Origin of the sequence: Agromyces cerinus subsp. cerinus (assembly GCF_900142065.1) — a bacterium.
Taxonomy (GTDB): Bacteria; Actinomycetota; Actinomycetes; order Actinomycetales; family Microbacteriaceae; genus Agromyces; species Agromyces cerinus.
The window spans coordinates 996,848-1,022,339 of sequence record NZ_FSRJ01000001.1 but is presented as its reverse complement, the minus strand read 5'-3'; the positions used below and the strand labels follow the sequence as shown (position 1 = coordinate 1,022,339).

Below are 25,492 nucleotides of genomic sequence, written 5' to 3'. Positions count from 1 at the left end.
GCTTCATGACGAACCGCTGGGCCCAGTCGAATACGACCGAGCCCAGCGGACACTGATGATGCTCAGACGAGAGCGGTGACTCAGTTGCCGTAGAGGGCGACGGCCCCCGTACGGTCAGCGTTCGTCATCGACAGGTCGTCGGACGAACCGTTGCACTGCGGGTAGTGCATGATCGATGACGAGTCGTACGGCGTCAGCGGGCGCCAGTTGTTGTCTTCGAAGCAGGTGCCCGATTCGGGGCGCGTGTGCTCGTGCCGGAACCCGAGGGTGTGGCCGAGTTCGTGACCGAGGATGTTGGCCGGCGTCCAGGAGCCCGAGCTCCAGATCGAGTCGTCGATGAGCACGTTCTGCTGACGGTCGGGCGTGCTCGGGAAGAACGCACGGGCGATGTACTGCGAGGTCTGCACCGGCTCGACCGAGAACAGGACCGACTTGTTGCGCGTCGTGCACTGGCCGTCGGCGCTGCTCACGTACACGAAGTCGATCTTCGATGACGCGGACTCCCAGAGGGCCGCGCCGCTCGCCATCGCGTTGACGACGTCGGCGTGACGCGTGCCGAACTTCGTGCTGACGCAATAGGTGAGGTTGCCGATCTGCGAGGCCGACCACTTGTCGTCGGCGCCGTTGACCGTGTTGACGATGAGACCGTCGGTCGGCGTCTCGGGACCGACGAGCAGGTCGTAGAACTTCCGCAGGTCGCCCTTGTCCGAGATCACCTCGTCTCCGTTGACGATGTAGCTGCCATCGACGTCTCGGAAGGTCGATGACGCGAACTCCTGGTAGGAGGGAACGTCGGAGTCATCGAGCGGGGTTGCACCGGCGGCCGGGATTGCCGTGCCGACAGCGAGCGCGGCGGCCGCGGTGGCGGCCAGCGCGAGTGTTCTCGTGATTCGCATGCAGTGTGCTCCTTCTGAAATGAGCGATCTCCGTTCGCCTGGTCGGCGAGCGGCTTCGGATCCATGGCCGGCGTCGTTGCCTGCCCCCCGAAGTGGGGTCAACGTATCCTCTGCGATTCGAGCGTGTCAAGGATTTCCGGGCGCGCCGTGCGTCCGGCGCGGCGGACATCGGACGCCGCAGGGATGCGCCGCTCCGCAGCCGCGCCAGGAGTTCATCATCGAGCGCTCCGACTCGCAGCAGCGCGACCGCATGGACGCGTGTCGTATCACCGAGTCGTCGGTCGGATGTTCTGGTTCAGGTGGAAGACATTGCCGGGATCGTACGTGTCCTTGACGGCGGTCAATCGTGTCAGCTGATCGGCCGAGTACGCGCGCCGGAGCCCGGCGTCTCCATCGTCGCCGAGCACGTTGACGTACGCGCCGCTCGAGTAGTCGTCCATCGTGCTGGCGTAGCGTCGTGCGGCCGCCATCCGTGCCGTATCCTCGTCGGGCGAGCGCCAGCGGGAGGCGGCCACGAATTCGAACGCCGTGTCGCGTCTCGAGAACGCGGTGGCGTCGCCGGGTACGTCTGCGATGGCCCCGCCGTATGCCTGCAGACTCACGTCGGGCGAGAGTTCGTCATCGCGTTCGAGCAGCGCATCGATCAGGTCGTCGCCCAGCTCACGGAAGTAGTGTCCCTTCCAGTACCGACGCCATGCGTGGCCCTCGACGTCGTCTTCGCGCGTCTGCAACTCCAGGTAGCTGAGCGGATCGACCGAGCTCGAAGCGGGGGAGGCCGCCTGGTCGAGGCGCTGCTCGAGCTCGACGATGCGTGCACGCGCGTCGAGCGTGTCACCGACCCACACGAACCCGAGCGCCACCGTTCCGCCTGAGATCGTCGCAGTGAAGGTCGATTCGCGTGGCGCGTCGATGCTGAGGTCGCGCCAGGCGCGCATCGCCGTCGCGGCCGCCTCAGCGTCCGCGACATCCTCGATCGGATAGTGGAACTCGACGGCGATCGCGTCGCCGGGTTCTGGGTGAAGCGCGAACTCGAACGCGGTGACGACGCCGAAGTTGCCGCCGCCGCCGCGCAGCGCCCAGTCGAGTTCGCGGTGGGAGTCGCGGTCGACCCGCAGCAGCTCACCATCGGCCGTGACGAGCTCGAACGCGAGCACGTTGTCGCAGGCGAGCCCGAGCCGCCTCGCGAGCCAGCCCATTCCGCCACCGAGGGTGAGCCCGCCGACGCCGGTGTGCGAGACGTTCCCGGCCGTCGTGGCGAGGCCGTGCCGCTGCGTCGCCCGGTCGAGCGCGCCGAGGAGGGCGCCGCCCTGCACCCGTGCTCGGCGCCCGATCGCATCGACCTGCACGTCGCCCATCGGGCGCAGATCGAGCATGAGCCCGTCGTCGGGAACCGCGTGTCCGACGATGCCGTGTCCACCGCAGCGCACGCCGATGTCGAGATCGTTCTGCGTGCCGAACCGAATGGCTGTCGCGACGTCGGTCGCGTCGGCACAGCGCACGACGTAGCGCGGATGCCGGTCGATCATGCCGTTCCAGACCGTGCGGGCCTCGTCGTAGCCGTCGTCACCCGGTTCCATCACCGTGCCGGCGATGTCGTGCAGCGTCGCGCGCGCCATGAGGGCCCTCCCGTTCGCCCGAGAGCCGGCGCGAACGAGTGCGAGGTTCATCGGCCGGCACGGCCGAATATGCCCCTCGACGGTGCCCGCGTCAACCCCGACGAGCGCGGTCAGCCGATGCGCGTGCCGATCGCGCCGACGACGGCCTCGAGCGGCTGGCCCGAGGCGTCGCGCTTGGCGCCGCTGTCGGGCAGGATGCGAGCCGTGCCGTCCGGCCCGACGGCGAGGGCGGGGGAGCGACCGACCCAGGCGAGGTGCAATGCGTCTTCGCCCTTCAGGAAGCGTTGTGCGCGCACACCGCCGGTCGCGCGGCCCTTCGCGGGGAACTCCGCGAAATCGCTGACCTTGGCGCTGCCGGGGTCGGTGCCGAGCAGGGTGTCGGTCGTCGCGGCGATCGTGACGACGACCGCCTCGGGCACGTCGTCTGCGGCGATGCTGGTGAAGTGCACGACATGCGCACCGCTGCCGAGGTTGATACCGGCCATGCCGCCGGCGGGGCAGCCCTGGGGGCGCACCGTCGCAGCGGGGAACCGCAGCAGCTGGGCATCGCTCGCCACGAACACGAGTTCGTCGGTCTCATCGCCCTGCACGGCCCCGACGACCTCATCGCCGGCCTTCAGTCCGATGACCTCGAACTCGGGCTTGTTCGGGTAGGCGCCGGTGGCGACGCGCTTGACCACACCCTGCTTCGTGCCGAGGGCGATCGATCGATCGGCGTCGAGCGAGACGATCGCGAGCACCTTCTCGTCGCGGTTCGGCAGCGCGAGGTAGTCGCCGATCTTGACGCCGGCACCGAGCTGCACCGAGGTCGGCGGCAGCATCGGCAGGTCGACCGGCGTGAACCGGATGAGCCGGCCGAGGCTCGTGACGGCGCCGATCTCGGCCCGGCTCGTCGTGTCGAGCGTCGAGCGGATGGCGTCGTGCTTGCTGCGGCGAGCGGGCACGGTGATGACCGGCGCCCCCTCGTCGCCGACGGGCAGGTCGACGCGCGCGATGCGACCCGTGGCCGAGAGGAAGACCCGGCAGGGCACGTCGGCGACCTCGAGGATCGCAGCGGCGCGCTTTGCGGCAGCGCCGGCGATGCTCGGGCGGGCGTCCGTGAGGAGGGTGCGGCGCGGAGTGCCGAAGCGCTCGGCGATCTCGGCGAGCTCGTCGGAGACGAGCGCCTCGATGCGGTGCCGGCTCGAGAGCAGCGCCTCGAGCTCGGCGATCTCGGCGCGGAGCTTGTCGCGCTCGGCCTCGAGCTCGATGCGCGAGAACTTCGTGAGCCGGCGCAGCTGCAGTTCGAGGATGTAGTCGGCCTGCACCTGGCTGAGATCGAAGACCTCGATCAGGCGGGCACGGGCGGCGGCGGTGTCATCGCTGCCGCGGATGAGCTGGATGACCTCGTCGATGTCGAGGATCGCGATGAGCAGGCCGTCGACGAGGTGCAGGCGTTCGCGCCGGCGGGCGAGGCGGTATTCGGAGCGGCGGGTGACGACCGAGATGCGGTGCGCCACGTAGACCTGGAGGAGTTCGCGCAGGCCCAGCGTCTGGGGGCCGCCGTCGACGAGGGCGACGTTGTTGATGTTGAACGAGTCCTCGAGCGGCGTGAGCCGGTAGAGCTGCTCGAGCACCGCGTCGGGGCTGAAGCCCGTCTTGATGCCGATGACCAGTCGCAGCCCGTTGGTGCGGTCGGTGAGGTCCGTGACATCGGAGATGCCGTTGATCTTCTTGGCGTTGACGCCGTCCTTGATCTTCTCGATGACCTTCTCGGGGCCGACGAGATAGGGCAGCTCGGTGACGACGAGGCCGGTCTTGCGGGCCGTGATCGACTCGACGCTGACCTTGGCGCGGGTCTTGAAGCTGCCGCGACCGGTGGCGTACGCGTCTTTGATGCCCGAGAGACCCACGATGGTGCCGCCCGTGGGCAGGTCGGGGCCGGGCACGTACTCCATGAGCTCGTCGAGCGTGGCGTTCGGGTGCGCGATGAGGTGCCGCGCGGCGCCGACGACCTCGATGAGGTTGTGGGGGGCCATGTTGGTGGCCATGCCGACCGCGATGCCGCTCGCGCCGTTGACGAGCAGGTTCGGGTACGCCGCAGGAAGCACCTCGGGCTGGGTGAGCTGATTGTCGTAGTTCGGCACGAAGTCGACGACGTTCTCGTCGAGACCCTCGGTCATCGCGAGGGCGGGGGAGGCGAGGCGTGCCTCGGTGTAGCGCGATGCGGCGGGACCGTCGTCGAGCGAGCCGAAGTTGCCGTGACCGTCGATGAGCGGCACGCGCAGGGTGAAGGCCTGCGCCATGCGCACGAGGGTGTCGTAGATCGCCGTGTCGCCGTGCGGGTGGAGCTTTCCCATGACCTCGCCGACGACGCGCGCCGACTTCACGTGGCCGCGATCGGGCCGCAGGCCCATCTCGGTCATCTGGTACAGGATGCGCCGCTGCACGGGCTTCAGACCGTCGCGGGCGTCGGGAAGCGCTCGCGAGTAGATGACGGAATACGCGTACTCGAGGAACGAGCCCTGCATCTCAGCGGCGACGTCGACGTCTTCGATGCGCTCGACGATCGGGTCTTCGGCGGGCTGATTCTTTGCTCGGGTCATCCGTCGTCTCTGGGGCGGGCGTGGCATGCACGCGGGAAACAGGGGAGCGCCCGGCCTGTGCCAGACTGGGCGCGATGTCTGCCATGCTACCGGTGCCCGCCGACACCGCCCCGCGCCTTGCCGGGGTGCTCGGCAGTTCGATGTCGGCCCTGCAGGGCCTCCCGAACGATCTCGGCCTTCCGCGGGCGACAGCCGTCGTCGTCGTGCTCGTCGACGGGCTCGGCGCATCGAACATCCAGTCGCGAGCCGGGCACGCCAGGTTCCTCGCCTCCCGCATGGCCAAGCGCGACGTGCTCCGCACCGTGTTCCCGTCGACGACGGCGGCCTCGATCGCGACGTTCGCGACGGGCCGGTCTCCCGGTGAGCACGGCCTCGTGGGATACCGCGTGCTCGACGCAGCCCACGATCGCGTCGTCAACCAGCTGAGCGGATGGGACGCGGGCATGCCGCCCGAGACCTGGCAACGCCTGCCGACGCTCTTCGAGACGATGCGCGATGCCGGCATCCCGAGCTACGCGATCGGCGCCGCCCGATACTCCGACTCGGGCTTCACCCACGCGGTGCTCCGCGGGGCCGAGTACCGGCCCGGAGGTTCCATCGCCGACCGCTTCGCGGAAGCCGACCGCATCCTCGCGACCGGCGAGCGCGCGGTCGTCTACCTGTACGTGCCCGAGCTCGACCAGGCCGCGCACGCGCATGGCTGGGAATCCGACAGGTGGCTCGGCCAGCTCGAGACGCTCGACGCCGAACTGGCGGCATTCGAACGACGGATGCCCCGTGGCGCCGGCCTCCTCGTCACCGCCGACCACGGCGTGGTCGATGTGCCCGCGCATCGCCACGTCTTCATCGACGACCGGCCCGAACTCCTCGTCGGGGTGCGTCACGTCGGGGGAGAGCCGCGATGCGTCGCGCTGTACTTCGAACCGGGGCTCGAGGCATCCGCTCGCACCGCCCTGGTCGAGGGGTGGCGCGCCGCCGAGGGACACCGCTCGTGGGTGGTGAGCCGTGACGAGGCGATCGAGGCCGGACTGTACGGCGAGGTCGCCGACGAGGTGCGCGATCGCATCGGCGACATCATCATCGCGGCGCGCGCCGGCATCGCGTACTACGACCGCAGGGAGCCGAACCGTCAGGCCGAGGCGATGATCGGCCAGCACGGGTCGCTCAGCGACGAGGAGACCAGGGTTCCGCTCATCCGCGGGGGAGTGTTCAGCCGCGACTGATGCAGCGGCGGTTCACGGAACCTCGGGGCGGGCGATCGCGACGCCCCGAGGCATCCGTTCACTGGAGGTGCTGCCGGATCACTCGGGGTAGTTCCAGCGCTTGACCTGCGGCTTCGGCAGGCGCAGCGGGCGCAGCTGCAGTGCGCGCATCGCGGCGTACCAGCGCACGCGCTCGACCTTGTCGGCGCCGAACTTCGCGGCGAGCTTCTTCGTGAGGATGAAGCCCAGCACGATGACGTCGATGACCGCGACGAGGAAGAACGCCCACAGCGCCAGGATGCCGATTGACTGCACCTGGGCGCTCGGCACGAACGTCAGCAGGATGACCGCGAACATCACGGGGATGAGGATCTCGCCGATGCTGAACCGCGCGTCGACGTAGTCGCGCACGTACTTCTTCTGGGGGCCGCGGTCGCGGGCGGGCAAGTAGCGCTCGTCGCCGACCGCCATGCCGATGCGGGCGCGCTCGCGCGACTCCGCAGCCTTGGCGCGTGCCTGCTTCGCCGCCTCCTTGCGGTCGTTCGGCACGAGCGGCCGCTTGCGTGCCGCCTCCTGCTGCGCCCGGCTCGGCGTGGGCGCACCCTTGCCGGCCTTCAGGCGAGCCTGGGTCTCTTCGAGCGTCTCGGCGCTCGGTTCTTCGGTGTTGTTCGGGTTCTTGGCCACGGGATTCCTCGAATCGGTTCCCCTTAAGATTACCGGCATGACCGAGTCTCTTCCCGCCGCCGGCGGAACTTCCGACCCCACCTCCACGAGCGATGCGCTGCGCAGCGCCGTCGAAGCCGCCTTCCCCGCCACGATCGCCGATCTCACGCGCCTCGTGAAGATCCCCTCGGTGTCCTGGGCCGCGTTCGACGACGCCCACGTCGAGGCGAGTGCCGAGGCGGTCGCCGAACTCGTGCGCGGCCTCGGCGTCTTCGACCTCGTCGAGATCCGTCGCGCTGCGATCGGCGAGGGCGAGGGCGAGGGCGAGGGCGAGGATGCCCCGCTCGGCAAGCCGGCCGTCGTGGCGCGCCGTGCTGCGCGGAACGGCCGGCCCACGGTCCTCCTTTACGCGCACCACGACGTGCAGCCGCCCGGGGAGGACTCCGACTGGGAGTCGGCGCCGTTCGAGCCGACCCTCCGCGGCGATCGCCTGTACGGCCGCGGCGCCGCCGACGACAAGGCCGGGGTCATGGCGCACATCGGCGCCATCCGTGCACTCACCGAGGTGCTCGGCGCCGACTTCGACCTCGGCATCGCGCTCTTCATCGAGGGCGAGGAGGAGTCCGGCTCGCTCTCGTTCGCCAACTTCCTGCACGAGAACCGCGAACTGCTCGAAGCGGACGCGATCGTCGTCGCCGACTCCGGCAACTGGGACCTCGAGACGCCGGCGCTGACCGTCGCACTTCGCGGCGCGGTGGCCTTCCGCATGCGGGTGTCGACGCTCGGGCACGCCTCGCACTCGGGCATGTTCGGGGGAGCGGTCCCCGATGCCATGCTCGCCGCGATCCAGCTGCTCGCGACCCTCCACGACGCCGACGGTTCCGTCGCGGTCGACGGGCTGACCTCGGCCGACCTCGAGACGCCCGCCTACGACGAGGCGAAGCTCCGGGCGGAGACCGGCCTCCTCGACGGCGTCACGCCGATCGGTCGCGGTGAGATCCTCTCGCGCATCTGGGCGCAGCCGGCGATCACGGTGACGGGCATCGATGCGCCCACGGTGGCCAACGCCTCGAACACGCTCGTTCCGAGCGTCGCCGTGCGCGTGAGCGCCCGCGTCGCGCCGGGTCAGCGCGACGTCGACGCCCTCGCGGCGATCCGCTCCCACCTCGAGGCGCACGTTCCGTTCGGCGCGAAGCTCGAGTTCGACGCGGTCGAACTCGGCAATCCCTTCCTCGTCGACACCTCGGGCTGGGCGGTCGCGGAGTCGAACGCGGCCATGGCCGAGGCCTGGGGCAAGGAGCCCGTCGAGATCGGCGTGGGCGGCTCGATCCCCTTCATCGCCGAGCTCGTCGCGGAGTTCCCCGCCGCGCAGATCCTCGTGACCGGCGTCGAGGACCCCGACTCGCGTGCGCACAGCCCGAACGAGTCGCTGCACCTCGGCGTCTTCCAGCGCGCGCTGCTGAGCGAGGCCCTCTTCCTCGCGCGTCTCGACGCGCGGAGCGAGGATTCCTGAGAGCGGAGCCGGGATTCCTGAGAGAACGAGGATTCCTGAGAGCGGGCCGCCCCCGGGTGCCGTTCCTGCGGTTACCATGGAAGCAGGTTCCGCGTTCCCTGACGCACCGAGGAGAGACATGAGCGACACGATCACCGAGACCGCGCACGGCGTGAAGCTGAGCGACCCCGCCGCCGACAAGGTGCGCAGCCTCCTCGAGCAGGAGGGTCGCGACGACCTTCGACTGCGCGTCGCGGTGCAGCCGGGCGGCTGCTCGGGCCTCATCTACCAGCTCTACTTCGACGAGCGCCTGCTCGACGGCGATGCCGTCGTCGACTACGAGGGCGTCGAGGTCGTCGTCGACAAGATGAGCGTGCCGTACCTCGATGGCGCGTCGATCGACTTCGAGGACACGATCCAGAAGCAGGGCTTCACGATCGACAATCCGAACGCCGAAGGCAGCTGCGCGTGCGGTGACTCGTTCCACTGACGCACTCTGAACTGCTCCGAAGGGAGGTCGCGGAAAGCGACCTCCCTTCGGTGTTTTCACAGGTGGAGCCCGAAATCCGTGGTTCGACGCGCCCGACACCACGCCTGAGTGCACACCCCGGGGGTCGAGTCGGAGTAGGCTAGACAACGATCACCGCGCTTCACTGTGAAGCGCCTTCGAGTCTCCCGAAAGGTCACCGGTGCGCAACAACCGCCGTCTCCGATGGGCTGCAATCCCGATCGCAGCGTCGCTCAGTCTCGTCCTCGCAGGGTGCACGCAAGCCCAGCTGAACGGATTCCTCCCCGGATTCGTCGAGGGTGAGGCGCCGGTAACGAACCACACCGAGCGTGTCTCAGGCCTCTGGGTCACCTCGTGGATCGTGCTGCTGATCGTGGGTGTCATCACCTGGGGTCTGACGATCTGGGCCGTCATCGCCTACCGTCGCCGCAAGGGCCAGACCGGCCTCCCGGTGCAGCTGCGATACAACATGCCGATCGAGATCTTCTACACGGTCATCCCGCTGATCCTGGTGCTGGGCTTCTTCGCCTTCACCGCACGCGATCAGGCCGCGATCGAGCAGCGCTTCGCCGAAGAGGACATCGACGTCAAGGTCGAGGTCATCGCCAAGCAGTGGGCGTGGGACTTCAACTACGTCAATGAAGACGTCTACTCGCCCGGCATCCAGGGCCAGCTCTCCGAAGAGGGGCCCAAGGGCTCGCTCGTCCAGGAGGAGCTGCCGACCCTGTACCTGCCCGTCGGCGCCAACGTCGAGATCGAGCTCGAATCTCGCGACGTCATCCACTCGTTCTGGGTCGTGGACTTCCTCTACAAGAAGGACATGTACCCGGGTAAGACCAACTACATGTCGTTCGTGCCCGAGCGCGAAGGCACGTACGCCGGCAAGTGCGCCGAGCTCTGCGGTGAGTACCACTCGCTCATGCTCTTCAACGTCGAGGTCGTCTCGCAGGCCGAGTACGACGACTACATCGAGTCGCTTCGCGACGCCGGCCAGGAAGGCCAGCTGTCGAACGAGTACGACCGCAACCAGAACCTGCCCGGGACGGGCGCGCCCGAATTGAAAGAGGAGCACTAAGCCGCGATGAGCACTACGACCGCACCGGCTCGCCCCTCTGCGAGCACGCTTCCGTTCGGCGCCTCCAAGGTCGAACGCAAGGGCAACATCCTCGTCCGGTGGATCACGTCCACCGACCACAAGGTCATCGGGTACATGTACCTGATCACCGCGTTCATCTACTTCTGCATCGGCGGCGTCATGGCGCTGATCATCCGGGCGCAGCTCTTCGAGCCGGGCCTCGAGATCATCCAGACGCGTGAGCAGTACAACCAGCTCTTCACGATGCACGGCACGATCATGCTGCTGATGTTCGCGACCCCGCTGTTCGCGGGTTTCGCGAACGTGCTCATGCCGCTCCAGATCGGCGCGCCCGACGTGGCGTTCCCGCGTCTGAACGCCTTCGCGTACTGGCTCTTCAACTTCGGCTCGCTGATCGCCGTCGCCGGCTTCTTCACCCCGCAGGGTGCGGCGTCGTTCGGATGGTTCGCCTATCAGCCACTCGCATCGACGACGTTCTCGCCGGGTGTCGGCGGAAACCTCTGGATGGTCGGCCTCGGCCTCTCCGGCTTCGGTACCATTCTCGGCGCGGTGAACTTCATCACCACGATCATCACGATGCGGGCGCCCGGCATGACCATGTTCCGCATGCCGATCTTCACGTGGAACACCCTCGTGACCTCGATCCTCGTGCTCATGGCCTTCCCGGTACTCGCCGCGGCGATCCTCGCTGCAGCCGCAGACCGCATCTTCGGTGCCCATGTGTTCGACCCCGCAAACGGCGGCGTCATCCTGTGGCAGCACCTCTTCTGGTTCTTCGGCCACCCCGAGGTGTACATCATCGCGCTGCCGTTCTTCGGCATCGTCTCCGAGATCTTCCCGGTGTTCAGCCGTAAGCCGATCTTCGGCTACAAGACGCTGATCTACGCGACCATCGCGATCGCCGCGCTCTCGGTCACGGTGTGGGCTCACCACATGTACGTCACCGGTTCCGTGCTGCTGCCGTTCTTCGCCCTCATGACGATGCTCATCGCCGTGCCGACGGGCGTGAAGATCTTCAACTGGATCGGCACGATGTGGCGAGGCTCGATCACCTTCGAGACGCCGCTGATCTGGTCGCTCGGCTTCCTCATCACCTTCGTGTTCGGTGGCCTCACGGGCGTCATCCTCGCGTCGCCGCCCCTCGACTTCCACGTGTCCGACACGTACTTCGTCGTCGCGCACTTCCACTACGTGGTGTTCGGCACCGTCGTCTTCGCGATGTTCGCCGGCTTCTACTTCTGGTGGCCGAAGTGGACCGGCAAGATGCTGAACGAGACGCTCGGCAAGTGGCACTTCTGGCTGCTCTTCATCGGCTTCCACACGACATTCCTCATCCAGCACTGGCTCGGAGTCGTGGCGATGCCTCGCCGGTACTACTCGTACCTGCCTGAAGACAATATCACGTGGATGAACCAGCTGTCCACCATCGGTGCCGGCATCCTGGCGATCTCGATGATCCCGTTCTTCCTGAACGTGTACATCACCGCTCGTCGGGCTCCCAAGGTCACGGTCAACGACCCGTGGGGCTACGGCGGATCGCTCGAGTGGGCGACCAGCTGCCCGCCGCCGCGCCACAACTTCACGTCGATTCCGCGCATCCGTTCGGAGCGTCCCGCGTTCGACCTCAACCACCCCGAGGCCGGCATCCCGGTCGGCATCGGTCCGGCGAAGGACGCACCGCAGTCGCCAACGTATGACGCCGCTTCGGAGGAGATCAAGTAATGCGCGCCAACGTCAACCTCTTCTGGATCCTGACGGTCTTCCTCGCGATCGTCGCCGGCGTCTACATCGGCTGGAGCTGGGCCGACAACGCGTCGCACGGCCTCGATCACCCCGAGTGGGCAGGCACGGTTGCGATCACGCTGACGGCCGTGCTGAGCGCGTTCATCGCGTTCTACCTCGGTCGTGTGCACAAGGCGCAGGGTGCTGAGCTGCCCGAGGACCGTCTCGACGCGAACATCGACGACGGCGACGCCGAGCTCGGGTTCTTCAGCCCGTGGAGCTGGTGGCCGATCGTGCTCGCCGCTGCGGCAGCGCTGATGTTCCTCGGGCTCGCGGTCGGGTTCTGGATCTCCTTCATCGCCGTCGGACTCGGCGTGATCGCCCTCGTCGGCTGGGTCTACGAGTACTACCGCGGAAACTTCGCCCGCTGATCTCAGCTGGTCGACTGAACGGCCCCGTGCGCCTCGCGCACGGGGCCGTTTCGTGTCTCGGATGCGGCGGGCCCGGGTAGGAAGGCCGATGGCCGGAAGCCCAGGTCAGTCAGTGTCCATTCCGACAGACGGGAACGGCGAAGCGCGCGCGGGGGACGGACGGACCGACGACGCCCGCGCAGGGCCGGTCAGCGCGACGGCGCGGAGCCGTTCGACGCCGCCGTGCGGACGAACGCGACGACATCGACCGAGACGGTCACGGAGAGCTCGCCGGATGCATCGGCATCCACCGCGGCAGCACGGTGATGCGCGGCCGGCCCCATGTCCACGAGCAGCTCGCGCATCCGGGCATCGGTGACGAGGGGGTACTCCACCCGCGTCGAACCTGCCGCCGTGAAGCCCTCGGCCGTGAACTGGGCGGTGACGAGCTCGGCCTTGCCCTCGGGAACGTCGAGCGCCGCCCCCAGGCGTCGAAGCTCGAGGAAGTGATCGCCGCTCGGCACGACGACGAGCAGGAGCCCGCCTGTGCGCACGATGCGAGCGAATTCTGGAGGATTGCGCGGCGCGAAGACGTTGATGGCGACGTCTGCGCTGGCGTCGCGGATCGGGAGCGGTCTCCAGAGGTCGAGCACGACACCGGTGGATTCGGGCACGCCTCGCATGGCCATCCGGACGGCCGTCGGTGACCGGTCGGCGAGGAGGACCGAGTCGCCATCCACCGATGCCGACAGCCTGCGGGCGTAGTAGCCGGTGCCGCAGCCGAGATCCGCGATCCTCAGCCCGAGTCGGTCGCCGGGAACATCACCGGGCGACGGGAGGTGCGGGGGAGGAGCGCCCGGTACGCCGAGCTGCGTCGAGCCGCGCACGGATGCGGCGAGGGCGTCGACGATCGGGGCGTACGCTCCGGAGTCGAGGAGTTGGGAGCGCGCCTCGAGCATCTGCCGATCATCGCCGACGGTGCGAGGCGCTTTCGGGGGGAGCAGCGTGACGCTGCCGTGCTTGGCCAGGTCGAACCGATGACCCACCGCGCAGCCGAGCACGCGGTCGGTGACCGGTTCGAGGTCGTGAAAGCAGTTCGGGCACCGCAACCACGTCGAATCGATCGACATGGCGCGGTGCCCGAATCCGTCTGACGGGATCGTCAGTGGTGGGTGTCGTGGCCGGACTCGAGCTCGCCCTTCGAGACCGGCGCGATGCGGTCTTCGAAGAACCAACGCGAGAACGATGCGCGCAGACGCTGTCCGACGGTGATCTTGCCACGCGCGTTCGGACGGATCATGAGCGGTGCGTAGCTCTCGTAGCTGACGAGCTTCCAGCGGTCATACTCGTCGAGGGGCTGGTGCACCTCGATGAACTCGCCGCCGGGCAGCTTCACGATGCGCCCGGACTCGTAGCCGTGCAGCACGATCTCGCGGTCCTTCTTCTGCAGTGCGATGCAGACGCGCTTCGTGATGAAGTACGCGACGAACGGGCCGAGGATGACGACCGCCTGGAGTGCGTGGATGACGCCCTCCATGGTGAGCGAGAAGTGCGTCGCCAGGATGTCGGAGCTCGCTGCCGCCCAGAGGCCGGCGTAGAACGTGACACCTGCTGCACCGATCGCCGTGCGGGTCGGAGCGTTGCGAGGACGGTCGGCGATGTGGTGCTCGCGCTTGTCGCCCTTGACCCAGGCCTCGATGAACGGGTAGATCAGCACGGTCACGATGAAGATGCCGATCACGATCAGCGGCACGAGGATGTTGAACGACCACGTGCGGTCGAGCCAGACGAACTCCCAGCCCGGCGGGATCAGTCGCAGGGCGCCGTCGGCGAAGCCGATGTACCAGTCGGGCTGGGTACCGGCGGAGACGGGGGAGGGGTCGTACGGACCGTAGTTCCAGATCGGGTTGATCGTGAACATCGACGCGATGAGCGCGAGCACACCGAAGACGATGAAGAAGAACCCGCCGGCCTTTGCCGCGTAGATCGGGAGGATGGGCGGGCCGACCGCATTCTGCTGGGTCTTGCCCGGACCGGCGTACTGCGTGTGCTTGTGCACCACGACGAACACGAGGTGGAGCGCGACGAGCGCGACGACGAGAGCCGGCAGCAGCAGGATGTGCAGCGTGTAGAGACGGCCCACGATCTGGGTGCCGGGGAACTCGCCGCCGAAGAGCAGGAACGAGGTCCAGGTTCCGATCAGCGGGATGCCCTTGACCATGCCGTCGATGATGCGGAGGCCGTTGCCCGAGAGCAGGTCGTCGGGGAGCGAGTAGCCGGTGAAGCCCTCTGCCATCGCGAGGATGAAGAGGATGAAGCCGATCACCCAGTTCAGCTCGCGCGGCTTGCGGAACGCACCCGTGAAGAAGATGCGCAGCATGTGCAGGCCGATGGCGGCGACGAAGAGCAGCGCAGCCCAGTGGTGCATCTGGCGCACGAACAGGCCGCCACGGATGTCGAAGGAGATGTCGAGCGTGGACGCCATGGCGACCGACATCTCGACGCCCTTGAGCGGCACGTACGAGCCGTCGTAGTGCACCTCGACCATCGAGGCCTGGAAGAAGAACGTCAGGAAGGTGCCCGAGATGAGCACGACGACGAAGCTGAAGAGCGCGACCTCGCCGAGCAGGAACGACCAGTGGTCGGGGAAGGCCTTACGGCCGAGTTCCTTGACGAATCCCGCGATACTCGTGCGCTCGTTGACGTACACGGACGCAGCTGACGTGAACGACCGCTTCTGCGGCGCGGTTGCGGACGGTGCGGTGGTCAATTGCGCTCCCAGAAGCTCGGGCCGACGGGTTCGGTGAAGTCGTGCTGCGCGACGAGGTAGCCCTCGTCGTCAACCTCGATCGCAAGCTGCGGCAGGGGACGCGCTGCCGGGCCGAAGATGACTTCGCAGTTGTTCGCGACGTCGAACTGCGACTGGTGGCACGGGCACAGCAGGTGATGCGTGTGCTGCTCGTACAGTGCCACGGGGCATCCGACGTGCGTACAGATCTTGGAGTAGGCGACGATGCCCTCGTACGCCCAGTTCTCCTTGCCGGGCGCAGGGTTGAGCTCACTCGGCTCGAGGCGCATGAGCAGCACCGCTGCCTTGGCCTTCTCTTCGAGCTTGCCGTGCTCGAGGTCCTGCAGACCCTCGGGGATGACGTGGAACGCACTGCCGATGGTGACGTCGGCGGCCTTGATCGGCACGCCCGAAGGGTCGAGCGCGAGGCGCGTTCCCTTCTTCCACATCGTGTGGCTGAGCAGCTCGACGGGCATCTGGTCTTGAGGAGCGAAACCTCGGAAGAGCACGATGGCGGGAAGCGGGAAGACGAGCAGCGCACCGATGAGGCTGTTGCGGATCGCCGCGCGGCGGGTGAAGCCCGACTCGCGGTCGGCGTCGGCGAACACCTTGACGGCCGCCGCCTGCGTCTCGGGGGAGCCGCCGATGGGGTGGCGCTCGTCGACGAGTTCGACGTCGGCCATGATCGCCTTGCCCCAGTGCACCACGCCGAAGCCGATGGCGAGCAGGGCCAGGGTCGCACCGAGACCGAAGAACATGTTGTTCAGGCGGACCGCCCCGACGTCGTTCGACTCCATCGGGAACAGCATGTACGCAGCGATCGCCCAGACGCTTCCGAGGATCGACAGGTAGAACAGGGTGTAGACGGTGCGCTGGGCACGCTTCTCACGCTTGGGGTTCTCGTCGGTGACCCGAGGCCGGTGCGGCGGGAAGCCGGGGTTCTCGAACGAGTCGGCGGTGATGACCGCGGTTCCCGGCGAGACGGCAGTGTCGTGCGCGGCGTGCGACGAGTCGGCAGCGGCGAGCTCTGCGCCGCTGTGGTCGTCCTGTGCCATGGTTCTCCTTCTTCAGCTACTTCTGTGCCGGGGCGTGCGCTAGTTGGACTTCGCCGTGATCCACACGGTGATCGCGACGATTGCGCCGAGACCGAAGATCCAGATGAACAGACCCTCTGCGACCGGCCCGAGGGAGCCGAGTTCGATGCCGCCGGGCGAGCGGTTGTCCTGCAGATACTTGAGGTACGTGATGACGTCGCGCTTGTCTTCGGGCGAGATGTTGAGGTCGTTGAAGACGGGCATGTTCTGCGGGCCCGTGACCATGGCCTCGTAGATGTGCACGCCCGAGACATCCGTCAGCGGGGGAGCGAACTTGCCCTCGGTGAGCGCGCCGCCGGCGCCGGCCACGTTGTGGCACATCGCGCAGTTGATGCGGAAGAGCTCCGCGCCGTTCGCGGCGTCTCCGCCGCCGTTGACGAGGTGGTCGCTGGGGATGTCGGGGCCGGGGCCGAGCGAGGCGACGTAGTAAGCCAGCTGCTGGATCTGCTCGTCGGTGAACTGGACGGGCTTCTGCTGCGCCTGGGGGCCCTGCATCTGCATCGGCATGCGGCCGGTGCCGACCTGGAAGTCGACGGCCGCTGCGCCGACGCCGATGAGGCTGGGACCCTCGTCCGTGCCCTGGGCCGAAAGCCCGTGGCACGTGGCGCAGTTCGCCTGGAAGAGCTTCTTGCCCTCTTCGATGGTCTGCTGCGAGTTCGGGTCCACTTCGGCCTGCGCGGTGGTGCCGTTGCTCAGCGCGGCGTATGCACCGCCGGTGAAGACGAGGCCGAGCGCGAGGAGCGCGACGGTGGCGAGCGGGTGCCGGCGTCCGGTGCGTCGCTTCTGGCGAGTCATGGGTATCTTCCTGTTCACGGACATGCTGTGGTGACGCTCCTGATGCGACTTACTTGAGGACGTAGATGACGAAGAACAGTCCGATCCAGACCACGTCGACGAAGTGCCAGTAGTACGAGATGGCGATCGCGCTGGTCGCCTCACGGTGACCGAAGTTCTTGACCGCGAAGACGCGGCCGATCACGAAGAGGAACGCGATCAGACCACCGGTGACGTGCAGGGCGTGGAAGCCCGTCGTGAGGTAGAAGGCCGAGCCGTAGGCGTTGGAGTCGAGCGCGATGCCCTCGGACACCAGCGTCGCGTACTCCCAGACCTGGCCGGCGACGAAGACGCCACCCATGGCGTAGGTGAGGAAGAACCACTCCACCACGCCCCACTGGGTCGGCTTCCATCCGGTCGCGTACGGCTGCAGGCGCTCCGCTGCGAAGACGCCGAACTGGCACGTGACCGACGACAGCACGAGGATCAGCGTGTTCACCGCCGCGAACGGTACGTTCAGCCGCCCGGCCTCGAAGGTCCAGAGCTCGGGTGATGTCGACCGCAGCGTGAAGTAGATCGCGAAGAGTCCCGCGAAGAACATGACCTCGCTGCCGAGCCAGACGATCGTTCCCACCGCTACGGTGTTCGGTCGTTTGATCAGGGGCGCGCTCGCCTGATAAGTGATTGAGGTGCTCGTCACCCTCCCATTATGGCTGAAACGAGGGCTGAGTTTTCGTCATCCGGAGGAGTCGTGTCGCTCCTGTCGGGTAAGGCGAACCTAAGTTGCGCTGTGCAAAGGCCGCGAATCCGCCGTGAATCCCGCAGATAGGATCGACGCATGCCCGCAGGACAGAACTGGCCAGACATCTTGAATTCCCTTCTCGAAGGGTCCGATCTGAGTGTTTCGGATGCCGCGTGGTGCATGGAACAGGTCATGACGGGCGCGATCAGCGAGGCCCAGCTCGCCGGATTCCTCATCGCCCTCCGCGTGAAGGGGGAGACCGTCGACGAGATCGTGGGCTTCCGCGACGCGATCCTCGACCACGCCGTCGCCCTCCCGGTCGATCCGATGGCGCTCGACATCGTCGGCACCGGTGGCGATCGCTTCGGCACCGTCAACGTCTCGACGATGGCCTCGATCGTCGCCGCGGCATCCGGTGTGCCCGTGATCAAGCACGGCAATCGTGCCGCGAGCTCGTCGTCGGGCTCGTCGGACGTGCTCGCCGCACTCGGGCTCGACCTCGAGCTGCCGGCCGAGCGTGTCGCCGAGGTGCTCGGCCGGGCCGGCATCACCTTCGCGTACGCGGCGGCGTTCCACCCGGGATTCCGTCACGCCGGTCGCGTGCGCTCCGAGCTCGGTGTGCCCACCGTCTTCAACTTCCTCGGCCCGCTCGTGAACCCCGCCCGCCCCGAGGCATCCGCGGTCGGCGTGGCCCAGCTCGACCGGGTGCCGCTCATCGTCGGCGTCTTCCAGACCCGCGGCGCGACCGCGCTGGTCTTCCGTGGCGACGACGGCCTCGACGAGCTCACGACCACCGGCCACAGCCACGTCTGGGAGGTGTCCCTCGGCACCGTCAAAGAGCACGACCTCGACCCGCGCGACCTCGGGATCGCGCGCGCGACGATCGATCAGCTCGCGGGCGGCGACGCGCAGCACAACGCCGCCGTCGTGCACGACGTGCTCGCGGGCGCCCGCGGCCCGGTGCGCGACATCGTCGTGCTGAACGCCGCGGCCGGTCTCGTCTCCTTCGAGCTGGCGAAGGACCCGAGCCAGTTCCAGCGCGCCATCCTCGATCGGTTCACCGAGAAGATCGCCATCGCCGAGTCCGCGATCGACAGCGGTGCGGCCGCGCGCAAGCTCGAGCAGTGGATCGCGGCCACGAAGGCCTGATGACTCCTGCGCCCTGAGCCTGTCGAAGGGGGCCTTCCCGCTTCGACAGGCTCAGCGAGCACAGAACGTCACTTCACGTCGGCGTCGACCCAGTCGAAGGTCTTCGTGACGGCCTTCTTCCAGAGCCGGAGCTGACGGTCTCGCTCGGCGGGATCCATCGACGGCACCCAGCGGGAGTCCTCCTGCCAGTTCGCCCGCAGCTCGTCGAGGCTCGACCAGAACCCGACCGCGAGGCCCGCCGCGTAGGCCGCACCGAGTGCGGTGGTCTCTGCGACGACCGGGCGCACGACGGGCACGCCGAGGATGTCGGCCTGGAACTGCATGAGGGTGTTGTTGGCGATCATGCCGCCGTCCACCTTGAGCTCCGTCAGGTCGACGCCCGAGTCGGCGTTGACGGCGTCGAGCACCTCGCGCGTCTGGAACGCCGTCGCCTCGAGGGCCGCGCGGGCGATGTGGCCCTTGTTCACGAACCTCGTGAGGCCGACGAGCGCACCGCGGGCGTCAGGACGCCAGTACGGTGCGAACAGACCTGAGAACGCGGGCACGAAGTACGCCCCGCCGTTGTCCTCCACCGTCTTGGCGAGCGCCTCGACTTCGGGAGCGCTCGAGAACAGGCCGAGGTTGTCGCGGAGCCACTGGATGAGCGAACCCGTGACGGCGATCGAACCCTCGAGCGCGTAATGGGGAGCGGCGTCGCCGAGCTTGTACCCGAGCGTCGTGAGCAGTCCGTTCTTCGAGTGGACGATCTCCTCGCCCGTGTTGAAGATCAGGAAGTTGCCCGTGCCGTAGGTGTTCTTCGATTCGCCGGCGTCGAACGCGGCCTGGCCGAACGTGGCGGCCTGCTGGTCGCCGAGGATGCCGGCGACCGGGACCTCGCGGAGCAGGCTCGACGAGTGGGCGGTGCCGTAGACCTCGGAGGAGGACTTGATCTCGGGGAGCATCGACTTCGGCACGCCGAAGGCGGCGAGGATGTCGTCGTCCCAGGCGAGGGTCTCGAGGTCCATGAACATCGTGCGGCTGGCATTGGTGACGTCGGTCGCGTGCACGCCGCCGTCGACACCGCCCGTGAGGTTCCACAGCACCCAGGTGTCGGTCGTGCCGAACAGCAGGTCGCCGGCCTCGGCCTTCTCGCGTGCGCCGGGCACGTTCTCGAGGATCCAGACGATCTTCGTGCCCGAGAAGTAGGTCGCGAGTGGCAGGCCGACCTGCTGCTTGAACCGCTCGACGCCGCCGTCGGCAGCGAGGCGGTCGACGATCGGCTGCGTGCGGGTGTCCTGCCAGACGATCGCGTTGTAGACGGGGCGCCCGGTGTTCTTGTCCCAGACGACGGCGGTCTCGCGCTGGTTGGTGATGCCCACCGCGGCGATGTCGTGCCGGGTGAGATTGGCCTTGCCGAGGGCCTGGCCGATCACCTCACGCGTGTTGTCCCAGATCTGGGTGGCGTTGTGTTCGACCCAGCCGGCCTGCGGGAAGATCTGCTCGTGCTCGAGTTGTCCGGTCGAGATGATCGATCCGGCCTTGTCGAAGATGATCGCGCGCGACGAGGTCGTGCCCTGGTCGATCGCGAGGATGTAGTCGGCCATTCGGTTTCTCTCTCAATCTGCTCAGCCGGCCGAGACCGGCGGTCGTGCTGCGGATGACGCGGGGCCGGCCCGACGGACCGGCCCCGACGTCATCAGGTGATGATGGGCAGCAGCGGGATCGCCAGCCACCCGGCGAGCAAGCCGCCGATGACCGGGCCGACCACCGGCACCCACGAGTACGACCAGTCGCTGCCGCCCTTGCCGTGGATCGGCAGGATCGCATGGGCGATGCGCGGACCGAGGTCACGGGCCGGGTTGATCGCATAGCCCGTCGGGCCACCCAGCGAGACGCCGATACCGATCACCAGCAGCGCAACGGGCAGCGCACCGAGGGCCGCGAGGCCGCCGTCGCCCTGCCTGCCGCCGCCGAAGCCGATCACGACGAACACCAGCACGAAGGTGCCGATGATCTCGGTCACGAGGTTCCAGGCGTAGTTGCGGATGCCGGGGCCCGTCGAGAAGACGCCGAGCTTCGAGGCTGCCTGGGGCTCCTGATCGAAGTGCTGCTTGTAGGCGAGCCACACGATCACGGCGCCGATGATCGCTCCGATGAACTGCGCGCCGATGTAGGCGCTCACGGAGACGGGGTCGACCGGCACGGTGAGGCCGAGCGCAGCGTTGCCGAACTCGGTGGCGCCGTTGGCGACGAGACCGAGGGTGACGGCCGGGTTGATGTGCGCGCCCGACGCGTAGGCGACGATCACACCGGCGAAGACCGCGAGGCCCCAGCCGATCGTCACCATGAGGAATCCGCCGTTGAAGCCCTTCGTCTTGGCGAGGGCCACGTTGGCCACGACACCACAGCCGAGGAGCACGAGCATCGCGGTACCGACGAGCTCGCTGAGGAACAACACTCCGAGATTGTCCACGTTGACCATCCATCCTTTTCGCTAGCCCGAGGGCTTCGCCCAGGGGCGGAACACTGCCCACGATACTCAGACCGGGTACAGCGGGGAATGGGGTGAGTGAGATTTCGTGCTGCCCCTTACGGTTGGCAGCCTGTCGGGCGTAGGTTGGCGAGGGAAATGCTGCGTCGACGTCGCTGCACAGCTGCACGGCGCCCGGTGGCTGAGGGAAAGGGATGTCGTGAAGAAAATCATCAACGATCCCAAGCGGGTCGTCGACGAGTCGGTCGCCGGATTCGGCCTCGCCCATGCCGACATCGTTCGCGTCGAGTTCGATCCGATCCATGTCGTCCGCGCCGACGCGCCGATCTCCGGCAAGGTCGGCATCGTGAGCGGCGGCGGCAGCGGGCACGAGCCGCTGCACGCCGGCTACGTCGGCTTCGGCATGCTCGACGCCGCGGTGCCGGGAGCGGTGTTCACCTCGCCGACCCCTGATCCGATCGTCGCGGCGACGAAGGCGGTCGACGGCGGGGCGGGCGTGCTCCACATCGTGAAGAACTACACCGGCGACGTGCTCAACTTCGAGACGGCAGCGGACCTCGCGGCCGCAGACGGCATCGAAGTCCGGGCCGTCATCACGAATGACGACGTCGCGGTCAAGGACTCGCTCTACACCGCCGGCCGACGAGGCGTCGCCGGCACCGTGCTCGTCGAGAAGATCGCCGGTGCGGCAGCCGAACGGGGCGACTCGCTCGACGCGGTGGTCGCGGTGGCCGAGCGGGTGAACGCCAACGCCCGGTCGATGGGACTCGCCCTGACGCCGTGCATCGTGCCGCACGCAGGCGAGCCCAGCTTCACCCTCGCCGAGGACGAGATCGAGATCGGCATCGGCATCCACGGCGAACCCGGTCGCGAACGCGTCAAGCTCGAACCCGCAGATCGTCTCGTCGACCGGCTCCTCGAGCCGATCCTCGACGACCTGCCGTACGAGCGCGGCGAGCGCGCCCTGCTCTTCGTGAACGGCATGGGCGGCACGCCCCAGGTCGAGTTGTATCTCGCGTACCGCAGGGCCGCTGAGGTGCTGGAGGAACGCGGCATCCAGATCACCCGATCGCTCGTGGGCAACTTCATCACCGCCCTCGAGATGCAGGGCATGTCGATCACGTTGCTGAAGCTCGACGACGAGATGGTCGAATTGTGGGATGCCCCGGTGCAGACGGCTGCACTGCGGTGGGGCAGATAGAGAAGGATCGAAGGGGGAATCTCGGTGGGATTGGACATCACCTGGGCAGTGGACTGGGTCAGACGGAGCGCACAGGTGATCTCGGAGCACCGAGTCGAGTTGATCACGCTCGATCGTGAGATCGGCGACGGCGACCATGGCGAGAACATGGACCGGGGATTCCAGGCCGTGCTGCCGAAGCTCGACGACCTCGCTGCTGGTTCGACGCCCGGCGATGTGCTGAAACTCGTCGCGACGACGCTCATCTCCACGGTCGGCGGCGCGGCCGGTCCGCTCTACGGAACCGCATACCTGAAGGCCGCCGCCGCCGCAGGCAGCGCGGTGTCGCTCGACGGCCCGGCGATCGCCGCGATCCTCACGGCCGCGCGCGACGGCGTCGTGGCGCGCGGGAAGGCGGAGACCGGCGACAAGACGATGATCGACGCGTTGACTCCCGCCGTCGACGCAGCGGATGCCGCGGCCGCCGCGGGAGTCGACGCTGCAGGCGTCTTCGCCGCGGCCGCCGATGCGGCCGAGGCCGGTGCCCTCGCCACCGAGCCGCTCGTGGCGCGCAAGGGCCGCGCGAGCTATCTCGGCGAACGATCGGCCGGGCATCGCGACCCGGGGGCTGAGTCGAGTGCCTTGCTGCTCCGAGCGGCCGCTGATGCGGCGGCGGCATCAGCAGGTGCGTGACATGGCCACTCCGGAGAAGGTCGGCGTGCTCTTCGTCTCGCACTCGGCGGCGATCGCTGCAGGGCTCGTCGAGCTGGCGAGGCAGATGGCGCCGACGGCTGCGCTCGTCGCCGCGGGCGGCACCGATGACGGCCGCATCGGCACGAGCTTCGATCTCGTGACCGCCGGCATCGCCGAGGCCGACTCAGGACGTGGCGTGGTGGTGCTGTGCGATCTCGGCTCTGCGATCCTCACGGCCGAGACGGCCCTCGACTTCCTCGACGACGAGGTGCGCGAGCGGGTGCGCATCGTCGACGCGCCGCTCGTCGAAGGCGGGGTCGCCGCTGCGGTCGCGGCCGAAGCGGGGGATCCGCTGGACGTGGTCGTGGCGGCCGCCGAATCGGCACGAGGGCCGGCGATCGCGGCGAGCGCGGGTGCGACCACCGGAGCAGCGCCGGCGGATGTGGCGCCGACCGCCGCGGCGGCACCCGGCTACACCCGGAGCATTCGTCTGGTGAACTCCGACGGGCTGCACGCTCGGCCCGCCGCCGAGCTCGTGAAACTCGCGAGCACGTTCCCGCAGAAGGTCACCGTGAACGGCACCGATGCGAAGAGCCTGCTCGGCATCATGTCGCTCGGCCTCACGAAAGGCGCACAGGTCGACATCACGAGCAGGGACCTGAGCGGGCGCGAAGCGGTCGACGCCTTGGCGGCACTCGCGGAGTCGGGCTTCGGCGAAGCCTGAACGCCGTCGGTCAGTTGCCCCCGGCGACGCGGATGTCGGCGCCCGAGGTGTACGAGGCATCCGCTGAGAAGAGGTAGGCGACTGCACCGGCGATCTCGTGCGGCTCGCCTGCACGACGCATCGGGATGTTCGGAGCGCGCTCTTCAGGAGCGTTCGGCCGACCGGCCGCCGCATGGATCTCGGTGTGCGTCGTACCGGGGGAGACCGTGTTGACCCGCACGCCGACGGGGCCGAACTCCTTCGACGCGCCCGTCGTGAGCGCGTTCAGCGCAGCCTTGCTCATGGCGTAGGGGATGTACGTGTTCGGTGCGCCGCTGCGGGCCGCACCCGAGGAGATGTTCACGATACTGCCGCCTGCACCGCCTCGGTCGGTCGCCATGTGCGCGATCGCGGCCCGCGTGAGCACGATGGGTGCGAGCACGTTCACGCGGAAGAGCCCATCGCTCTCTTCGAGACTCGCGTCGAGGAAGCTCCCGATGCGCCCCGTGATGCCGGCGTTGTTGACGAGGCCGGTGATCCGCCCGAACTCGGCGATCGCCGCGGGAACGACCGTGGCCGTCGCCTCGAGGTCGGCGAGGTCGACCTGCAGCAGCAGCACCCGAGCACCGGATGACGCGCACCGGCGCGCGATCGCATCGGCTTCGTCACGTCGCTCGCGGTAGGTGAGCACGAGGTCGTGCCCGTCGGCCGCGAGGCGTTCGGCGATCGCTGCGCCGATTCCGCGGCTCGCGCCCGTGATGATCGTGACCTGGCGTGTGTCAGTGGCATCCGTCATGTGCCAAGCCTATTCGCGGTTGCCGTGCCGGATGCCGGGAATCGGCGCACTGGCAAGCCTCGGGCGGGCACTGGCGGAGCGGTGCGCAGCGGGCGTACCATCAGGCGCATGATGGCACGTGACGACGCGAGCCGAGATGACGGCAACGCATTCACCCACTTCTTCGACAAGGTCGACCGGGTGCTGGAGCCCGTGTTCAGCAACCCGCCGACTCCAGCGGATGAGGCGCCGCTCGAGCCGACCGACGGGAAGGCGTGTCCGATCTGCGGCCATCCCATGTTCGAGCACTTCATCGATCATTCGACGCCCAACACGGTGCTGGTCTGCCCGACCGCCGAGCGATTGCCCGAACACGAGGTCGACGGGCCCTACAACGAGCTCGGCATGCCGGCCACCGGCCGCCGGCTCGAGAAGTACGCCGAGCGTCACGCGAACGAGTAGGTGCACGCAGCGGCATCCAAGGCCTGAACGCCACCTGTTGCGGTTCCACGTGTCGCCGAAGGGACTGGCGGAGCGGTTCGTACTCGGATGCGCGCTCGAAGGTCGGTGAGGAGGCCAAACCGCAGGGCGCCTGATCGCCCACGGCGTCCGCCGTCACCAGGGCCGGGTGTCCTTGCCGTCGAGCCAGAGCCGGCCGATGCTGATCGGCGGCTCGGATGTCGTCTCGATGTTCTTGATGTCGACGGTCTCCCGGTGCTTGATGACTTGGGCGATCGCCATCGCGTGGCCGTGCCCGAGTGCGTACTCGGTCTTCAGCCATGCGACGACCTCGCCGGTCTTGGTGCCGGCGGCTCCGAATCCGCGTTCGTCGGCAAGCTCGATGAATCGGCGAGGCGTGAGGCCCGTCGAGGTCTCCACGTTGTCGAGATAGGTCTGCCCTTGCGACATGCTCGTGCTCCTTGTCAGTGTTTCG

24 protein-coding genes and 1 pseudogene are annotated in these 25,492 nt (G+C 68.0%); 11 read left to right on the top strand and 14 right to left on the bottom strand.

The window, feature by feature from the left end; translation table 11 throughout:
* Nucleotides 1-80: 80 nt before the first annotated feature.
* The 3 genes from BUR99_RS04670 to BUR99_RS04660 form a co-directional block, all read right to left on the bottom strand.
* Nucleotides 81-896, bottom strand: coding sequence for a M57 family metalloprotease (locus BUR99_RS04670; RefSeq protein ID WP_074259131.1), 816 nt, complete (start codon nt 894-896; stop codon nt 81-83).
* 266 nt (nt 897-1,162) lie between these two features.
* Entirely contained in the window at nt 1,163-2,512 is a 1,350-nt protein-coding gene (locus tag BUR99_RS04665; RefSeq protein ID WP_074259481.1) for an FAD-binding oxidoreductase, read from the bottom strand.
* Between the two features lie 110 nt (nt 2,513-2,622).
* Nucleotides 2,623-5,097 (bottom strand): DNA gyrase/topoisomerase IV subunit A, encoded by a 2,475-nt coding sequence (locus BUR99_RS04660; protein ID WP_074259130.1) that lies wholly within the window; start codon nt 5,095-5,097, stop codon nt 2,623-2,625.
* Between the two features lie 74 nt (nt 5,098-5,171).
* On the opposite strand from BUR99_RS04660, the gene BUR99_RS04655 reads away from it, so the two are divergent.
* Entirely contained in the window at nt 5,172-6,320 is a 1,149-nt protein-coding gene (locus BUR99_RS04655) for an alkaline phosphatase family protein (protein ID WP_074259129.1), read from the top strand.
* 78 nt (nt 6,321-6,398) lie between these two features.
* Here BUR99_RS04655 and BUR99_RS04650 read toward each other — a convergent pair whose 3' ends face one another.
* Nucleotides 6,399-6,983, bottom strand: coding sequence for a DUF3043 domain-containing protein (locus tag BUR99_RS04650; protein ID WP_074259128.1), 585 nt, complete (start codon nt 6,981-6,983; stop codon nt 6,399-6,401).
* Nucleotides 6,984-7,020: 37 nt separating this feature from the next.
* On the opposite strand from BUR99_RS04650, the gene BUR99_RS04645 reads away from it, so the two are divergent.
* From BUR99_RS04645 to BUR99_RS04625, 5 genes are all read left to right on the top strand, one after another.
* Nucleotides 7,021-8,475: a dipeptidase gene (locus BUR99_RS04645; RefSeq protein WP_074259127.1), complete on the top strand. Its 1,455-nt coding sequence runs from the start codon at nt 7,021-7,023 to the stop codon at nt 8,473-8,475.
* Nucleotides 8,476-8,593: 118 nt separating this feature from the next.
* Nucleotides 8,594-8,944: an iron-sulfur cluster insertion protein ErpA gene (gene erpA / locus BUR99_RS04640; RefSeq protein ID WP_074259126.1), complete on the top strand. Its 351-nt coding sequence runs from the start codon at nt 8,594-8,596 to the stop codon at nt 8,942-8,944.
* 199 nt (nt 8,945-9,143) lie between these two features.
* Nucleotides 9,144-10,037 (top strand): aa3-type cytochrome oxidase subunit II, encoded by an 894-nt coding sequence (gene ctaC / locus BUR99_RS04635; RefSeq protein ID WP_074259125.1) that lies wholly within the window; start codon nt 9,144-9,146, stop codon nt 10,035-10,037.
* A gap of 6 nt (nt 10,038-10,043) precedes the next feature.
* Nucleotides 10,044-11,780, top strand: coding sequence for an aa3-type cytochrome oxidase subunit I (gene ctaD, locus BUR99_RS04630; protein WP_074259124.1), 1,737 nt, complete (start codon nt 10,044-10,046; stop codon nt 11,778-11,780).
* The gene (locus BUR99_RS04625) at nt 11,780-12,211 is read left to right on the top strand and encodes a cytochrome c oxidase subunit 4 (protein ID WP_074259123.1); all 432 of its coding nucleotides are present in this window, start codon (nt 11,780-11,782) and stop codon (nt 12,209-12,211) included. The genes ctaD and BUR99_RS04625 overlap by 1 nt, the downstream gene beginning before the upstream one ends.
* 188 nt (nt 12,212-12,399) lie before the next feature.
* Here the strand turns inward: BUR99_RS04625 and BUR99_RS04620 are convergent, their stop codons facing one another.
* From BUR99_RS04620 to ctaE, 6 genes and pseudogenes are all read right to left on the bottom strand, one after another.
* On the bottom strand, nt 12,400-13,149 hold the full coding sequence (locus BUR99_RS04620) for a methyltransferase domain-containing protein (protein ID WP_159440950.1): 750 nt from the start codon (nt 13,147-13,149) through the stop codon (nt 12,400-12,402).
* A 45-nt stretch (nt 13,150-13,194) separates the two neighbouring features.
* Nucleotides 13,195-13,320: pseudogene (locus BUR99_RS20665) on the bottom strand (putative RNA methyltransferase); the annotation flags it as partial.
* Nucleotides 13,321-13,352: 32 nt separating this feature from the next.
* Nucleotides 13,353-14,960, bottom strand: a complete 1,608-nt coding sequence (gene qcrB / locus BUR99_RS04615; protein ID WP_074259121.1) for a cytochrome bc1 complex cytochrome b subunit — start codon at nt 14,958-14,960, stop codon at nt 13,353-13,355.
* Nucleotides 14,957-16,033 carry a cytochrome bc1 complex Rieske iron-sulfur subunit gene (gene qcrA, locus BUR99_RS04610; protein ID WP_074259120.1) on the bottom strand — a complete coding sequence of 359 codons (1,077 nt, stop codon included), beginning with the start codon at nt 16,031-16,033 and terminating at the stop codon, nt 14,957-14,959. Before qcrA ends, qcrB begins: the two co-directional genes overlap by 4 nt.
* A gap of 39 nt (nt 16,034-16,072) precedes the next feature.
* Nucleotides 16,073-16,867 (bottom strand): cytochrome bc1 complex diheme cytochrome c subunit, encoded by a 795-nt coding sequence (gene qcrC, locus BUR99_RS04605; RefSeq protein ID WP_074259119.1) that lies wholly within the window; start codon nt 16,865-16,867, stop codon nt 16,073-16,075.
* Nucleotides 16,868-16,916: 49 nt separating this feature from the next.
* Entirely contained in the window at nt 16,917-17,546 is a 630-nt protein-coding gene (ctaE, locus tag BUR99_RS04600) for an aa3-type cytochrome oxidase subunit III (RefSeq protein WP_074259118.1), read from the bottom strand.
* A 138-nt stretch (nt 17,547-17,684) separates the two neighbouring features.
* On the opposite strand from ctaE, the gene trpD reads away from it, so the two are divergent.
* The gene (gene trpD, locus BUR99_RS04595; RefSeq protein ID WP_074259117.1) at nt 17,685-18,737 is read left to right on the top strand and encodes an anthranilate phosphoribosyltransferase; all 1,053 of its coding nucleotides are present in this window, start codon (nt 17,685-17,687) and stop codon (nt 18,735-18,737) included.
* Nucleotides 18,738-18,805: 68 nt separating this feature from the next.
* Here trpD and glpK read toward each other — a convergent pair whose 3' ends face one another.
* The gene (gene glpK / locus BUR99_RS04590; RefSeq protein ID WP_074259116.1) at nt 18,806-20,320 is read right to left on the bottom strand and encodes a glycerol kinase GlpK; all 1,515 of its coding nucleotides are present in this window, start codon (nt 20,318-20,320) and stop codon (nt 18,806-18,808) included.
* Nucleotides 20,321-20,412: 92 nt separating this feature from the next.
* Entirely contained in the window at nt 20,413-21,141 is a 729-nt protein-coding gene (locus tag BUR99_RS04585; RefSeq protein WP_394327831.1) for an MIP/aquaporin family protein, read from the bottom strand.
* Nucleotides 21,142-21,406: 265 nt separating this feature from the next.
* Between BUR99_RS04585 and dhaK the strand changes: the two genes are divergently transcribed.
* From dhaK to dhaM, 3 genes are read left to right on the top strand one after another with little or no spacing between them, the layout of a single operon-like run.
* Nucleotides 21,407-22,408, top strand: a complete 1,002-nt coding sequence (gene dhaK / locus BUR99_RS04580) for a dihydroxyacetone kinase subunit DhaK (RefSeq protein WP_074259114.1) — start codon at nt 21,407-21,409, stop codon at nt 22,406-22,408.
* Nucleotides 22,409-22,432: 24 nt separating this feature from the next.
* Nucleotides 22,433-23,080: a dihydroxyacetone kinase subunit DhaL gene (gene dhaL / locus BUR99_RS04575; RefSeq protein ID WP_074259113.1), complete on the top strand. Its 648-nt coding sequence runs from the start codon at nt 22,433-22,435 to the stop codon at nt 23,078-23,080.
* 1 nt (nt 23,081) lies between these two features.
* Nucleotides 23,082-23,804: a dihydroxyacetone kinase phosphoryl donor subunit DhaM gene (dhaM, locus tag BUR99_RS04570; RefSeq protein WP_074259480.1), complete on the top strand. Its 723-nt coding sequence runs from the start codon at nt 23,082-23,084 to the stop codon at nt 23,802-23,804.
* Between the two features lie 10 nt (nt 23,805-23,814).
* Here the strand turns inward: dhaM and BUR99_RS04565 are convergent, their stop codons facing one another.
* The gene (locus BUR99_RS04565) at nt 23,815-24,579 is read right to left on the bottom strand and encodes an SDR family NAD(P)-dependent oxidoreductase (RefSeq protein WP_074259112.1); all 765 of its coding nucleotides are present in this window, start codon (nt 24,577-24,579) and stop codon (nt 23,815-23,817) included.
* 108 nt (nt 24,580-24,687) lie between these two features.
* On the opposite strand from BUR99_RS04565, the gene BUR99_RS04560 reads away from it, so the two are divergent.
* The gene (locus BUR99_RS04560; RefSeq protein ID WP_074259111.1) at nt 24,688-25,020 is read left to right on the top strand and encodes a hypothetical protein; all 333 of its coding nucleotides are present in this window, start codon (nt 24,688-24,690) and stop codon (nt 25,018-25,020) included.
* Nucleotides 25,021-25,173: 153 nt separating this feature from the next.
* On the opposite strand, the gene BUR99_RS04555 is transcribed toward BUR99_RS04560, so the two are convergent.
* Nucleotides 25,174-25,467, bottom strand: coding sequence for a DUF4287 domain-containing protein (locus BUR99_RS04555; RefSeq protein WP_074259110.1), 294 nt, complete (start codon nt 25,465-25,467; stop codon nt 25,174-25,176).
* Nucleotides 25,468-25,492: the final 25 nt, after the last annotated feature.

Excerpts from the sequence above, each read along its gene's own strand:
- BUR99_RS04670 (WP_074259131.1), bottom strand. The coding sequence starts at position 896 with ATGCGAATCACGAGAACACTCGCGCTGGCCGCCACCGCGGCCGCCGCG.
- BUR99_RS04665 (WP_074259481.1), bottom strand. The coding sequence starts at position 2,512 with ATGGCGCGCGCGACGCTGCACGACATCGCCGGCACGGTGATGGAACCG.
- BUR99_RS04660 (WP_074259130.1), bottom strand. The coding sequence starts at position 5,097 with ATGACCCGAGCAAAGAATCAGCCCGCCGAAGACCCGATCGTCGAGCGC.
- BUR99_RS04655 (WP_074259129.1), top strand. The coding sequence starts at position 5,172 with ATGTCTGCCATGCTACCGGTGCCCGCCGACACCGCCCCGCGCCTTGCC.
- BUR99_RS04645 (WP_074259127.1), top strand. The coding sequence starts at position 7,021 with ATGACCGAGTCTCTTCCCGCCGCCGGCGGAACTTCCGACCCCACCTCC.
- erpA (WP_074259126.1), top strand. The coding sequence starts at position 8,594 with ATGAGCGACACGATCACCGAGACCGCGCACGGCGTGAAGCTGAGCGAC.
- ctaD (WP_074259124.1), top strand. The coding sequence starts at position 10,044 with ATGAGCACTACGACCGCACCGGCTCGCCCCTCTGCGAGCACGCTTCCG.
- BUR99_RS04625 (WP_074259123.1), top strand. The coding sequence starts at position 11,780 with ATGCGCGCCAACGTCAACCTCTTCTGGATCCTGACGGTCTTCCTCGCG.
- BUR99_RS04620 (WP_159440950.1), bottom strand. The coding sequence starts at position 13,149 with ATGCTCGAGGCGCGCTCCCAACTCCTCGACTCCGGAGCGTACGCCCCG.
- qcrA (WP_074259120.1), bottom strand. The coding sequence starts at position 16,033 with ATGGCACAGGACGACCACAGCGGCGCAGAGCTCGCCGCTGCCGACTCG.
- qcrC (WP_074259119.1), bottom strand. The coding sequence starts at position 16,867 with ATGACTCGCCAGAAGCGACGCACCGGACGCCGGCACCCGCTCGCCACC.
- trpD (WP_074259117.1), top strand. The coding sequence starts at position 17,685 with ATGCCCGCAGGACAGAACTGGCCAGACATCTTGAATTCCCTTCTCGAA.
- glpK (WP_074259116.1), bottom strand. The coding sequence starts at position 20,320 with ATGGCCGACTACATCCTCGCGATCGACCAGGGCACGACCTCGTCGCGC.
- BUR99_RS04585 (WP_394327831.1), bottom strand. The coding sequence starts at position 21,141 with ATGCTCGTGCTCCTCGGCTGTGGTGTCGTGGCCAACGTGGCCCTCGCC.
- dhaM (WP_074259480.1), top strand. The coding sequence starts at position 23,082 with ATGGCCACTCCGGAGAAGGTCGGCGTGCTCTTCGTCTCGCACTCGGCG.
- BUR99_RS04565 (WP_074259112.1), bottom strand. The coding sequence starts at position 24,579 with ATGACGGATGCCACTGACACACGCCAGGTCACGATCATCACGGGCGCG.
- BUR99_RS04560 (WP_074259111.1), top strand. The coding sequence starts at position 24,688 with ATGATGGCACGTGACGACGCGAGCCGAGATGACGGCAACGCATTCACC.
- BUR99_RS04555 (WP_074259110.1), bottom strand. The coding sequence starts at position 25,467 with ATGTCGCAAGGGCAGACCTATCTCGACAACGTGGAGACCTCGACGGGC.